Raw genomic sequence first — 12,663 nt, forward strand, 5'->3', positions numbered from 1 at the left:
TAAGGTAGGTGTCTAGCGAACTAGGCCGAAAGGATAGGTTTCAGGCGGGCTAAAGCTCGATCCGGGGATCGGCCAATGTCTGCAGGATTTCGATAATGATGTTCACGAGGATGTAGAAGGTCCCAAGGACGATGGTGACGCCGAGAACAGCCGGGAGGTCGGCGCTGGTCAGAGATTGGACCATGTAGAGACCAAGGCCAGGCCACCCGAACACAAGCTCGACGATCAGCAGATTGCCAAACAAAAGCCGGATCTGCAGACCGATCATCGCCAGAGCCGGCGAGGCGGCGTTGCGAAGGCCGTGCCGCAAGACGACCGCGGTTTCCCGAAGACCCTTTCCCCGCGCAGTTCCGATATAGGTCTGCTGCATCACCTCGCGCAACGCGCTGTCGAGACTTCGCCCCACCGCGACCGCGATCGGCAGTGCCAGAGCGAAGGCCGGCAGGAGCAGATGCCTGGTCGCATCCAGGCTGAGGTCGCCCCTGCCGCCGACAAGCGCGTCGATCAAATTGAAGCCGGTCGGGCCGCCGATATCATCTTCGCTCATCCTGCCCGAACCGGGCAACCAGCCAAGGCGAAACCAGAAGAAATAGACCAGAAGCAAGGCCGACATAAAAGTTGGAACCGAGCCAGCCGCAATGAAGAGAAGCCTCAACCCTCCGGAGCCGCCTGCGATACGGGGCATCACCGCAATGACACCTGCCAGCGAAAGCCCAAGGCAGAGAGCTGCCAGTGACAGTTCGAGCGATGCGGGCAGATATTGCCTTATATCGACGGCCACCGGCTGACGGGTCCTGGTCGACGTCCCGAGATCGCCTTGCGCGATTCGCGACAAAAACCGGCCATACTGAACGATAATGGGATCATCGAGGCCAAGCTGCTGGCGAAGAGCGTTCACATTCGAAAGCGGCGTCAGCGGCCCGGCGATGGCGCGCGCGGGGTCAGCGGGAATGATGCTTTGCAGGCAGAACACTGCAAAGCTCATCGCCAGGAGAACGACGACGAGACCCGCTATGCGTCTAAAGAGATAGGCCAGCATACCCTAGGCTCCTCGCAACGCCGCACGAAGACCGTCTCCCGCGAGATTGGCAAGGAGGCAGACGAGAAAAATGACAGCCGCGGGCAGCATTGGAAGCCACCAATAAACGGACAGGCTATCAAGTGCCCTTGATGTCATCGCCCCAAGTTCAGGCGCCGGAGCTGGTTGGCCGAGACCGATGAAGGACATGAGCGACATCGTCATGATGGCGGTTGCCACATCCAGTGTCGCCGCCACTAGCAGGGCCGGAAGGGCACCGGGAAGAAGGTAGCGCAACAGCAGGCGTGGGCCGCTGATGCCAGCAATTCTGGCAGCCTCGACATGCGGGCGAACATTCAGCCGGCGAAGCTCATCGCGGGATATGCGCGCATACCAGGGCCACCATGCGATACCCATCGCAATCATCGTATTGGCAAGTCCCCCGCCTAGCGTCGCGATCACCGCCAGCGCCACGAGTGTCGAAGGCAGGATCAGGAAGAATTCGGCGACCCATTGCGCCAGCATGTCGAGCCTGCGGCTGATAAGCCCAGGTATCATGCCGATGCATGTGCCGACGACGAGGCTGATGATGACAAGGGCAAGTGCGGGCAGCCATGTATATTGGATACCGAGGACGATACGCGAAAAAAGATCGCGCCCGATCTCGTCTGTCCCGAACCAATGCTCAGTGGAAGGTGGCAGATAGGCCGCCGCCACGCGGAGCTGCGGATTGAACGGTGTCAGCCATGTGGCGAACAAGGCAACGATCGTTGTAGCGATGACGCCGAACAAGCCAATTCGGTCGATCCAGCCTGTTCGGCAGAGAACGACGGACCAGCGCACGAAGCGCTCTTCGGGAAGAAACTCGGGAACGTTCATGCGTCCCGTCCGCCTGTGCTCGCATGGGTTTTCGGTATTGCCGTGAGAATGGTGCCCATCGACAGGCGATTAAAACCGGCGGTGATCGCGTCGGGATCTCCCTGCTGCACCACCCGGCCGTGTTCCAGCACTGCAATGCGGTCGGCGATTATCCTCGCGGCCGCCAGATCATGGGTGACGAACAGCACCGCCATGCCAAGACGCCGCCTGATCTCACCGAGAAGGTTCAGCGTCGCAGCAGCCAGCGACACATCAAGCGCGCTGATCGGCTCATCGCAGAGCAGAAGTTTCGGCGGCACAATGATCGCTCGGGCAATCACTGCGCGCTGGCATTGACCAACGGACAGGCTGGCGGGCAGCGAAGACATAAGGCTCTCATCGAGGCCCACCATTTCTAGCGCTTTGACAACCTTGTGAAGACGCTCTGCCTTGCCGAGAGGCAGAGGCCGCAACCGATCGCCGATCTGCTCGCCGATCGAAAGCCAGGGCGTCAGGGATGCAACTGCGTCCTGAAAAACAACCTGCGGCGCATCATCGATACAGGAAATCTCTCCACTATCAGGCTTCAGAAGCCCGGCCGCGAGCCTGACAATCGTCGATTTGCCGGCGCCGCTGTCCCCAAGCAGGGCAACACACTCACCAAGAGCGACCGAAAGATTGACCGATTCCAGCACCTGCCGCGACCGGCGACGCCCAAATCGGCCGGTGGACGTAAAGCTCTTGCTGACATCGGACAATAGCAGCGCGTCAACAGGCTTCAGGGTTGTCGTGGTTGGCCAGAGTTCCGCGGAGCGATATTGAGCGACGCTGGATTGCACCAAGTCGGGGAAGAAGCAGGCGGCAACATGACCGGTGGCCGAAAGTGGCGCGAGTTCGGGCCGTCTGTTTATGCACTGGTCCCCGACGATGAGGCAACGGGAGGCATAGCAGCAAGCGTTTCCCAGATCGGCAAGGCGCATCCGCTCGACCGGTAGAGTGGGCAGAGAGTGCTGGCGATCCGTGTCAAAATCGAACTGAGTCGCCAGCAGGCCCGCCAGATAGGGGTGGCCGGGATTTTTCAAAGCATCATCGGTTCTTCCCACTTCCAGAATACGTCCGCCGTAGAGCACAAGCACGCGGTCCGCGAGCGATGCGGCAGCTGTAAGGTCGTGGGTGATGAAAAGAATTGCAGTCTGCTGCTCGCGCGCGATCCTGCGCAGGAGTTCGATGACCTGGCCGCGCAAAGCGAAGTCGAGCGCGGTGATCGATTCATCGGCAATCAGCACCTTTGGCTGTGCCATCAACGCCATTGCGATAAGGATGCGCTGGCGCTGCCCGCCAGACAGGCGATTCGGAAATGCATCGAGTATGACATCGGCATCCGCGAGTCCGACCCGGCTCAGCCAATCCCTGACGAAGCCGTCGTTTCCACTGGCCGATTCCCTGAGCTGACGGCGGATCGTCATCGTCGGGTTGAGTGCACCCATCGGATCCTGGGGGATGGCACGCACGAGTGAATGACGAGCCGCGCGCAGCACCGATGGCTTTGCTCCTACGATCTCGGTGCCTGCAAGACGAATGGAGCCGCTGACCTTGGGCTCATTGGAGGCCGGCAACAGGCCCTGAATTGCCGCTCCGAGGGTGGATTTGCCGGAGCCGCTTTCTCCGACGATGGCGATGATTTCACCCGGCATCGCCTCGAAACCGATGTCGTCGAGCACAAGATGATCGCTACCGTTTCGCCGCAGGAAGACATTGAGACCGGCGATGGAGAGCGCAGCTTCGGTCACAGCCTCTGCAACTCCTCAAAGGTCGAGTTACAGCCATAAACCCTGCCGGAAGCCGCCTGCTCAGCCATCAGCGCCTCACACTGGAAAAGTCGATACTGCCCCTCGGGAAAACCGGACGAAGCCCCAGATCCTTCAGCCCTCTGCGATGGACGACCACGTCGTCGACATCGACCAGCGGGATGAAATAGCCCGCATCGAAATACATTTTCCCGGCCTTCTCATAAAGCGCGTTTCGCGTAGCGATGTCCGCGGTGGAACCACCTTCGGCGACGACGGCATCGGCTTCCGGAAGAGCGCTTCCATAGAGGTTCAGCGGCGCATCTTTGGTGAAAAAGGCCTTTGCCTGATTGTCGGGATGAGCCGCATCGGGAGAAGCAATGATCAGCAGCATGTCGGGGGCGGCGGGATCGCCCTTCATGGCGTAGGCCGCGCCCGGCGGCATGATGTGTGACGTCGCCTGCACGCCGATCAGCGATAGCTCAGCGATCATCAGGTCGGCGATACGTCCATAACTGGGATTGGCGCTGTAGAGCCCGATGCTGATGGTGACCGGTCCGCGCTTGGCGATGGCAGATTTTGCCGCCTCCAAATCCGTCGGAAACTGCACTGGTTGGCCCGGATCCAGCATGACGTTTGGATAGAGCGATTTCGAGACATGAGCATATTGTCCGAAGGCGTCGCTCGCCCATAAAATCGGGTTGATTGCGGTTAGAACCGCCTTGCGAACTTCGGCATCGTCAAGCGGCGACCCCGGCCTAATGAAGGCCTCGTATTGTGTCATGCTGGGAGCCGACGTTATTTCCAGATCGGTCGGCAGATTGCCGAGCTGCGCAAACGGGAAATTGGCCGGAACGCCATCGATCTCGCCGGCCTTCAATTTCAGAATTTGCTGGCCGATATCGGGGATGACAGGAAGCTCTACCTTGCCGAAAGACGGTTTGGCGCCCCAATAATCTTCATTACGTTCGAGCACATAACGTTCGCCGCGCTTGAATTCGGCGAGCTTGAACGGCCCAGTTCCAACCGCATGATCGGTAAGCCATGCCGTCGCACGGTCGCCTCCGGCGTGGTCGGAAAGTGCCGTCGGGCTGATGATCTTCGGCCCCCACGGGCTTGCAAGACTGTCCATAAAGGAGGGTTGCGCATGGCGCAGCGTGATGACGACGGTGGAACCATCAGGTGCTGCGATATCCGCCATGTTGGCGAGCGTGTAATTCTGCACAAATCCGCCGTCGCGGCGCCGCYTGAACGAGGTGACCACCGCATCTGCATTCAGGGCTGTGTCGTCATGAAACCTGACACCGTTTACGAGGTGGAACGTATAGACCAGCCCGTCTCCCGATATCTCCCAGTTCTTGGCCAGCGCCCCCACGATCTTCGTCGAGCCGGTCTCATATTTGACCAGCCCCTCATAGACGCTATCCAGCGCAGTCAATCCGGCAACCTCAAAACCGTTGTCGGGATCCAGAGTGCCTATATCCGACGAATAGGGAATKCGCAGTACATCCTCGGCATGACCCGAGGCAACGGCGATCAAAAATCCGAGCGAAAGTGCGAGCAGGCGAAGGCTGATAACGCAGTTGAAACGTGAGAATATCGAAGTGAACAGGAATTTCGGCATTAGGTGATCCGTGATTGCGTCATACCGGCCGCGGACGGCGGAAGCGTGAGGCTGTCATTGCTCTGGTGCTCAACCGTCGTCGAACGCCCATCGTCATCACAATCATAGCGCCGCGCTACTGAAAAGCTTTGAAGATTCCGCGCCATAAATATTTTTGCTTCCGTTGAGCAAGCGATGCCGCGGAAGCATTTTCATCGCCTGGCTACCGCCCCTGCTCGCAGTCCGACATCATGAAGATAAGTTTCCAATGCTGGCAGTTTGCCCTGCGAGACCACCGCACCGACATAACCATCCGGGCGGACGAGGATCCAGTCGCCAGGCGCCGGCTCGTAGGTCTCGCGGAATTGGTTCTCGCTGTCGATGAGGTTGCCGCCTTGCCCGATGGTATGAATATGCAATCCCTTGCGCGGCTGGACGCCAGCCGTTTCCATATCAAATCCCAGCAGCGTCCAATGCGGACCTTTAAAGAGATCGAACAGCCGCGCGGGTTGCCCTGCGGCGCCCTTTAACAGCGCATCGGGAGCGCGGCTGCCGGCAAGGACGCGAGCCTGACGCTTGGGTTCTTCGAGCGACAGGCTCGAGCCGAGATAGGCGATGTCCAGTTGCCGAACCTCGCGGCCACGCCGAATTTCGCCACGCTTCATGTCTTCGAGCAGTCTGACAGCAAGTCCCAGCATGCTTGCCGCGATCGGGCGGCGCTCTTCCTCATAGCTATCGAGAAGCGCCTCCGGAGCACCTGACAGGACGGCCGCCAGCTTCCAGCCGAGGTTGTAGGCGTCCTGAACGCTGGTGTTCAGACCCTGGCCGCCCGTCGGCGGATGGGTATGGGCGGCGTCCCCGGCGAGAAAGACGCGGCCGACACGATAGCTGTCGGCAAGCCGGGCATTCATGTTGAATGCCGATGCCCAGGAGACAGACTGGATGACGATATCCGTGCAGCCGGTGCGTTCGGCAGTGAGCGCAGAAAGTCCTTCAGCCGACAGGTCTATGTCGCCTTCTAGAGGCACCGGTCCCTGCAGCTGGAAAACTCCTGTTTCGGCCAAGGGACAAAAGGATATCTGCATCTCCATCGACCCCTCGTTGAAGCGATGCCAGACATCGCGGCTGAGGCCTGTCAGGGTCACGTCGGCAACAATGGCGCGAACGCCGAGCGTCTTTCCGGGAAAACCGACGGCGAGCGCCTGGCGCACAAAGCTCCGGCCACCATCGGTGCCGACGAGATAGCGTGCGCGGATAGTCTGCTCTTCACTGCCATTGGCAAGCCTTGCGGTTACACCCTGCCCGTCCTGTTTGAAGGCGATCAACGCGCAGCCGAATTCCGGAGCGTGGCCGAGTTCGGCAAGGCGCTCCCGCATCGCTCCCTCCGTCAGAAATTGAGGCACGAGCAGAGGCGCGCCATAGGGTTCCGACGGGATTGGGTCACCGGCCTCGAAAAGCGCGCCGTCCTTTACACTACCGTCGCCATGATATTCGCGCTGGCGTGGATAGAAGGCGCCCGAGGCGGCAATCCTATCGACAATACCGAGGTCCTCAAAGACTTCCATGGTTCGCGGCTGGATGCCCTTACCGCGCGAACCGCCGAACGGATCATTCATCTTCTCGATCAGCCGGAAGGATACACCCCGCCGGGCGAGATCGATTGCCAGCGTCAGGCCGGCTGCGCCGGCGCCACAAATCAATACATCGATTGCGTCATCTTCCGTCATTGCTGTTGCTCCTCGTTTGTGTGTATTATGCACATAACAGGAGATCAGGAATGCCGTCAATGAAAAATGTGCAAAATACACATATCTCAGCCCGTATCCATGAGCTTCATGGATCGCTGCTCGAGATCGTCAGTGTCATGAACCGGCCCCAACGGGATGAGGCCATGGTCAGAGAGGCAGGAATTTCGCTCGACCGCGCCCTCTTCCCCTTGCTGGTGGGCATTGAAAGATTGGGGCCGATCGGCGTGGTCGATCTGGCTGACCGCGCTGGGCGGGACTACACGACGGTCAGCCGCCAGGTCGCCAAGCTCGAGAGCCTCGGCCTCGTTCAGCGTCGGCCGAGTGCAACGGACCGGCGCGTCAGCGAAGCGGTCGTCACCACGAAGGGCAAATCGATGACGGACCGTGTCGATGCTGCACGCGAGAGGATCGGGATCGAGATATTCAAGAGCTGGGATCCCGAGGATCTGGACAATCTGGTTCGCCTGATGCGGAAATTTGCTGATGCCGTGAAGGATGATCCGGCCAAAAGCTGACGAGCCACCGTGCAGATGGGCAGGCTGGCGGAAGGAAGTGAGGCGTCAGCAGGATCGCCGGCGCCTTGAGACTCTCATTCGAAGCCGGATTACCAGCAGGTGAATCCTGCATCAACGTTGACGATTGCTCCCGTCATCAAGCTCGCTGCACCGGATGCAAGGAAGAGAACCGCGCTTGCGACCTCTTCCGGCGTGCCCATTCGCCCCATGGGCGTATCGGCAAGCCAGATTGGAATCCGCTCGCGATTGGCTTCGACGGCCGCGACCATCGGCGTCTCGATATAGGTCGGGGCAACCGCATTGATCCTCACACCGTGCTGAGCCCATTCAGCGGCCATGGAACGGGTGAGGTGGTGAACGGCAGCTTTCGAGACGTTATAAGCCGTCTGCGGCTGTGGCCGGTTGCAGATGATGCCGGACATTGAGCCGAGATTGACGATCGCACCGCGTTTCATCGCCACCATATGGCGGCCGAAGGAGCGTGAGCACCAGAATACGCCATTGACGTTGACATTCATCATCCGCAGCCAATCGGCGTCCGTGACGTCCTCTGCCGCAATTCCGTTCTGGCCGATGCCCGCATTGTTCACTAGGATCGTCGCTGGGAGGCCGCTGGCGGCGAGTTCATTGGCGATCGCCTCCATCCGGGCGGAATCGGTCACGTCACCAAGACGCAGCTCGACGTCATATCCCTTGTCCTTAAGCGCCAGAGCCTGCTCGGCGTCGGATTCATTGCGCTCGATGACGACGACGGCGGCGCCAGCTTCGGCGAGCGCGTGGGCGCAGCAAAGTCCGATGGCCCGTCCGCCACCGGTGACGACGGCGCGCTCACCGTCAAGGCGGAATTTTTCCTGATAGCTCATGGTTCGGCTCCTCAGATGTCGAATGCGCTTGGAAGAACGACGATGTCGCGGATCGTCACGTTGCGGGGTCGCGTCAGCATGAACATGATGGCGTCCGCAACCTCCTTGGGTTCGATCAGGGCACCGGCCTCCTTCGCCTTGCGCAGGTTCTCCTCCGGCCAGTCGGCAAGCAATGCGCTGATGACTGGTCCCGGCGAAACCGAGCCGACACGAATACCGCTTTTCAGCAATTGCCTGCGCATCGTCTGGACGAAGCAATGCATCGCCCATTTCGACGGCGAATAGACCGGCTCCCAGGGAACGGGCGCATGGCCCGCGACCGAGCTCGTAACGATGATGTCGCCGGTCCCACGTTCGATCATGTGCGGAATGATGGTCCGGACATTCTTGATGACGACATTGACGTTCAGGTTCAGCATCCTGTCGATGGCGTCCAGATCGGCATCTGCAAGATCCCCGCCGATATAGGTGCCGGCATTGGCATGCAGAATGTCGAGCTGCCCAACCTTCGACAACACGCGGTCAAGAAGCTTAGCGCATGCTTGAGGATCCAGCAGGTCCAAAGCGAGAGGTATGGCCCTTTCCCCAAGGCGTTCGCAGGCCGACTGCAGCGCCTTCTCGTCTCGGTCAACGAGAACGACCGTGGCGCCCGCTGCGATCATCGCCTCCGTCGACGCCATTCCGATACCGGACGCCGCGCCGGTGATTGCAGCGACCTTCCCTTTCAACTCGTTCATTCTTTCCTCCTCGGTTGAGCGGCGCTATCTGCCTGCGCCGCATGCTGCATGATATTCGGCAAGGCTCTTCGTCACCCGCCAGATCAGAACCTCTTCCGGATTCAGCGGCGTGTCGGAAAACTGTTGGGCAGCCGGCATGTGCTGCCAGATCAACGGAAGCGGCACGGATTTTCCGGCAAGCGCGTCGCAAAGGCGTGCGACGGCGGATTGAGCTTCTTTAGACGCCCAGTAGTATCGGATGCGATCGGACAGCGAATAATGCCGAAGCCAGCGCTGCTCTTCCACCGTGCCGTGATAGTGACGGCTCCAGTTCTCCCGATGTGCCAGCATCAAAGCCTCCATCGCCGCGTAGAGYGGACGCTCGCCATAATCAGGCACGAGATCAGAGGCAATCAGGTCCAGCCCGTAAAGCGCCTCGCGCAGCACGAAGGTCAACTCCGGCCCGACCTTGAGAATGGGAAACCCGTCTTCGACCAGGGCCGTCAGCGGATCCGCGCCCTGATAGTCAGTGGAATGCGCTTCGAACACGAATTGCGGCTCGTCCTCGAGCACCTGTTTCAACGCGTCGATCTTGCTGCGGTCGTACCGGATGACATTGTGGTTGCCGAACTCGACGCCGGGCTGCACCACCAGGCCGATAGCGCGCTCAAAGGCGCCCGCAAGGCCAGCCTCGGCGAAGACACGGCGATGTACCTCTATGGTTTGCCTGGCCGCCGAAGCCGCGGTCGGTTCGATCGTGGTGAGAGCATGATCTGCACCGCCGGGGGGAGGAACCTCCGTGCCGATCACATAGACCGGCATAGCGCCCCCTGCCTGCCTTGCCGAAGCCTCTGCGACAGCGGCCAACCGCGAGGCGCGGTGGGCCGTCGTCTCATCGTCCAATGCAGCGGGCTCGCCCAGGCAGCCCATCGACGCATCCAGATGGATTTTGCGGAATCCGGCATCGACATAGGCAGCCACCATCCTCTCGGCTTCCGCCATGGCCTCTTCTGCCGCCCGGTCTCGCCAGGGATTCGGTCCGAGATGGTCACCGCCAAGCACGATGAGGTTTTCCGGGCATCCCTCTTCATCGGCGATGCGGCGCACGAGCGTGGCAAAGTCCGCAGGCGTCATCCCGGTATAGCCGCCCAGATGATTGACCTGATTACAGGTGGCTTCAATCAGAACCGTGCTCGAATGATCACGCCCATGGCGCAGAGCCGCGCGCAGCACGATCGGATGGGCTGAGCAGGCCGAGGTGATGCCTGTGGGACGGCCCTGAGCCCTAAGGGCAGCCAGTTTACTCAGTTCTATCTGCATCAGGAACGCCTTTCCGTTGCAGCGATGAACGCATCGAGTTCCTGACGGGTGCCAGCGCCCTCCATCGGTCCACGGATCGTCACATTGCGCGCACCTGCCGCCGAACCGTAAGTGAGCGCATCCCCTGGAGACATTCCAAGACGCCGGCAGGTGAGGTACGCCCCGCCAAAGCAGTCGCCGGCGCCGGTGGGATCGACCTCCTCCACGAGAAACGCGGCAGCGTCGATGCGGTCCCCGTCCCCGCCGAAATAGGTGGCGCCTCCCGCTCCACGCTTCAGCACGATCTCCCTCACACCGATTTGAAACAGGCGGCGGATCGCCTCGGCTTCGCCTGCGACGCCGGCAGCCCGCTCAAGCTCTTCCCCTGAAGGCAGAACAAGATCGGCGGCGGCAACGAGCCTGGCAAATCGCCGCTCGGTATCCTCGTCGAGTTGCAGTTCCTTGCGGATGTTGGGATCGACCGAAAGCGTGCCGCCCCGTGCCTTCACGATGTCGACCGCCTTGTCGATCACCTCGCGCGCGCTCGGAACAGACAAAGCCGATCCCATCACATGAAGGTGGCCGGTGCGGCTGATGAGATCGCTGACGCCTTGAGACCAGCCGAAGCGCGCGGCCGCAGATCTCGCGATATTATAGACGAAGTCGCGCGAACCGTCCTTGCGGTAGCGGACGAAGGCGCTTCCGGTCGGATAGTCAGGGTCGACGGAAATGGTCGAGACATCGACGCCGTCACGTTTGAGGCGGTCGATGTTGACGCGGCCGAAATCGTCGTTTCCGACCGCTCCGACCATGGCCGCCGCTCCGCCCAGCCGGCCGCATTGCGAGATGAAGATCGCCGGCGCTCCGCTGGCAAACGGCCCGACGAGCGGCTGGGCTTCAAGGAACCCGTTTCCGACCGTCGTAGCAACGATCTCCACCAGAATCTCGCCGACGCAAACCGTGGGACCGAGATGGTCCGGAGCCAGCACTGAAGCCATTGCAATCCCGCTTTCAAAAGGTCTCGCTAAATCGTCGTTGTTCGTTGTATCGCACCGTCTTCGCCACCGAATTCCTCGTTTTCGAGGGAGAGGAAGCGCTGGTGCAGCATGCATGCCGCCCCGAAGGCGGAACCGAACTCCGCGTCGCCATCGACGACGATCTCGGGTGTCGGAAAAGGAATGTTCTGCCCCTCCGACATGTGGACCGCCACGCGGGCCGCCACCATCGGATAGAGCGACGCTACGGAACCCCCGAGCACGATCCGATCCGGATCAAGCAGACGACAGGCCTGCAGCAGCGCATAGGCAAGATGCCGCGACCAGTTTTCCGCTATGTTCACGGCATCAGGAACACGATCGCGAACGTCAGTGAGGAACTCCTGCAAATCGACGTCGGCGCGACCGGTCGCTTCCCGGTACTGCCTGATCAATACCTCGCGGCCGATCAACTGCTCGAATTTCTGCCCGGCGCTTCCCGGCACAAGGGTATGGCCGATTTCACCCGCAAGGCCGTGACCGCCACGAAACAGCTTTCCGTCGATCATGATGCCGCCGCCGACCCCGGTCTCCATGAGCAGGAAGAGCGTCACGCCGGCAACGCCGTGACGATAGCTGTCACCGATCGCGAAAGCGTTGGCGTCGTTTTCCACCGAGATCGGCACGTCGGCCGGAAAGGCGCTCCGGCCGATCTCCTTCAATGGCACCTCCCGCCAGCCGATGATCGGCGCAAGCGTGACAATTCCGTCGGGCCGGATATGCGCCGGCGCGGATATGCCAAGCCCCTTGCAGCGCTTGATCATCTCTTTCGCCATGGCACTGACGATCAGCTCGACGCCGCTTGCCACGGCCTCCTCCACCGTCGAGGACTGCGCGTGGAAGGCCAGCCTGCGACAGGCCCGGACATCGGCGGAAAGGTCCACAACAACAGCAGATATATGCTCGACGCCGATTTCGATGCCGACGAAGAATGCCGCATCCGGAACCAGTTCGAGCATGATGCCCGGCCGGCCGGCACGGGATTGCTCCAAGCGCTGCTTGCTGCTCTCCTCCGACTCCTGAACAAAGCCGCTTTCCGTCAGTTCGGCAACGATTTCTCCGGACGACGAGCGGTTCATGCCGAGCTTCCGCGCCAGATCGGCCCGGCTCAGGCGGCGATGGCTGTAGATCGTCTGCAGGGCCGCAACAATGTTGTTTTGCCTGATCCTGCGCGGTGAGCTTCCGATGGAGACGGTGTCGTTCATGTCCACTTCCCTTCAAA

General features: G+C 60.8%; 11 protein-coding genes. 1 reads left to right on the plus strand and 10 read right to left on the minus strand.

The window, feature by feature from the left end:
• Positions 1-49 precede the first annotated feature (49 nt).
• The 5 genes from AC1D35_RS05030 to AC1D35_RS05050 form a co-directional block, all read right to left on the minus strand.
• Positions 50-1,039 (minus strand): ABC transporter permease, encoded by a 990-nt coding sequence (locus tag AC1D35_RS05030; RefSeq protein ID WP_113301708.1) that lies wholly within the window; start codon positions 1,037-1,039, stop codon positions 50-52.
• Between the two features lie 3 nt (positions 1,040-1,042).
• Entirely contained in the window at positions 1,043-1,897 is an 855-nt protein-coding gene (locus tag AC1D35_RS05035; RefSeq protein ID WP_477854505.1) for an ABC transporter permease, read from the minus strand.
• Positions 1,894-3,666 carry an ABC transporter ATP-binding protein gene (locus AC1D35_RS05040; protein WP_477938293.1) on the minus strand — a complete coding sequence of 591 codons (1,773 nt, stop codon included), beginning with the start codon at positions 3,664-3,666 and terminating at the stop codon, positions 1,894-1,896. Before AC1D35_RS05040 ends, AC1D35_RS05035 begins: the two co-directional genes overlap by 4 nt.
• Before the next feature lie 67 nt (positions 3,667-3,733).
• A complete protein-coding gene (locus tag AC1D35_RS05045; protein WP_477938294.1) occupies positions 3,734-5,287 on the minus strand; it encodes an ABC transporter substrate-binding protein in 1,554 nt (517 codons plus the stop codon).
• Positions 5,288-5,478: 191 nt separating this feature from the next.
• A complete protein-coding gene (locus AC1D35_RS05050) occupies positions 5,479-6,993 on the minus strand; it encodes an FAD-dependent oxidoreductase (RefSeq protein ID WP_113307825.1) in 1,515 nt (504 codons plus the stop codon).
• Between the two features lie 50 nt (positions 6,994-7,043).
• Here AC1D35_RS05050 and AC1D35_RS05055 point away from each other — a divergent pair, with 50 nt between their 5' ends.
• Complete coding sequence (locus AC1D35_RS05055; RefSeq protein ID WP_113307826.1) at positions 7,044-7,529, plus strand: MarR family winged helix-turn-helix transcriptional regulator; 486 nt, start codon at positions 7,044-7,046, stop codon at positions 7,527-7,529.
• Positions 7,530-7,618: 89 nt separating this feature from the next.
• On the opposite strand, the gene AC1D35_RS05060 is transcribed toward AC1D35_RS05055, so the two are convergent.
• Genes AC1D35_RS05060 through AC1D35_RS05080 form a run of 5 tightly spaced genes read right to left on the minus strand, consistent with a single transcriptional unit; the run spans position 7,619 to position 12,646 of the window.
• Positions 7,619-8,392, minus strand: coding sequence for an SDR family oxidoreductase (locus AC1D35_RS05060; protein ID WP_113301703.1), 774 nt, complete (start codon positions 8,390-8,392; stop codon positions 7,619-7,621).
• 11 nt (positions 8,393-8,403) lie between these two features.
• On the minus strand, positions 8,404-9,129 hold the full coding sequence (locus AC1D35_RS05065) for an SDR family oxidoreductase (RefSeq protein ID WP_113301702.1): 726 nt from the start codon (positions 9,127-9,129) through the stop codon (positions 8,404-8,406).
• 24 nt (positions 9,130-9,153) lie between these two features.
• Complete coding sequence (locus AC1D35_RS05070; RefSeq protein ID WP_113307827.1) at positions 9,154-10,428, minus strand: D-tagatose-bisphosphate aldolase, class II, non-catalytic subunit; 1,275 nt, start codon at positions 10,426-10,428, stop codon at positions 9,154-9,156.
• Positions 10,428-11,405: a tagatose kinase gene (locus AC1D35_RS05075; RefSeq protein WP_477938295.1), complete on the minus strand. Its 978-nt coding sequence runs from the start codon at positions 11,403-11,405 to the stop codon at positions 10,428-10,430. Before AC1D35_RS05075 ends, AC1D35_RS05070 begins: the two co-directional genes overlap by 1 nt.
• Before the next feature lie 26 nt (positions 11,406-11,431).
• Positions 11,432-12,646 carry an ROK family transcriptional regulator gene (locus AC1D35_RS05080; RefSeq protein ID WP_477938296.1) on the minus strand — a complete coding sequence of 405 codons (1,215 nt, stop codon included), beginning with the start codon at positions 12,644-12,646 and terminating at the stop codon, positions 11,432-11,434.
• Positions 12,647-12,663: the final 17 nt, after the last annotated feature.

The organism is Rhizobium sp. P1_E6, from assembly GCF_056405875.1.

Excerpts from the sequence above, each read along its gene's own strand:
- AC1D35_RS05030 (WP_113301708.1), bottom strand. The coding sequence starts at position 1,039 with ATGCTGGCCTATCTCTTTAGACGCATAGCGGGTCTCGTCGTCGTTCTC.
- AC1D35_RS05035 (WP_477854505.1), bottom strand. The coding sequence starts at position 1,897 with ATGAACGTTCCCGAGTTTCTTCCCGAAGAGCGCTTCGTGCGCTGGTCC.
- AC1D35_RS05050 (WP_113307825.1), bottom strand. The coding sequence starts at position 6,993 with ATGACGGAAGATGACGCAATCGATGTATTGATTTGTGGCGCCGGCGCA.
- AC1D35_RS05055 (WP_113307826.1), top strand. The coding sequence starts at position 7,044 with ATGCCGTCAATGAAAAATGTGCAAAATACACATATCTCAGCCCGTATC.
- AC1D35_RS05060 (WP_113301703.1), bottom strand. The coding sequence starts at position 8,392 with ATGAGCTATCAGGAAAAATTCCGCCTTGACGGTGAGCGCGCCGTCGTC.
- AC1D35_RS05065 (WP_113301702.1), bottom strand. The coding sequence starts at position 9,129 with ATGAACGAGTTGAAAGGGAAGGTCGCTGCAATCACCGGCGCGGCGTCC.
- AC1D35_RS05075 (WP_477938295.1), bottom strand. The coding sequence starts at position 11,405 with ATGGCTTCAGTGCTGGCTCCGGACCATCTCGGTCCCACGGTTTGCGTC.
- AC1D35_RS05080 (WP_477938296.1), bottom strand. The coding sequence starts at position 12,646 with ATGAACGACACCGTCTCCATCGGAAGCTCACCGCGCAGGATCAGGCAA.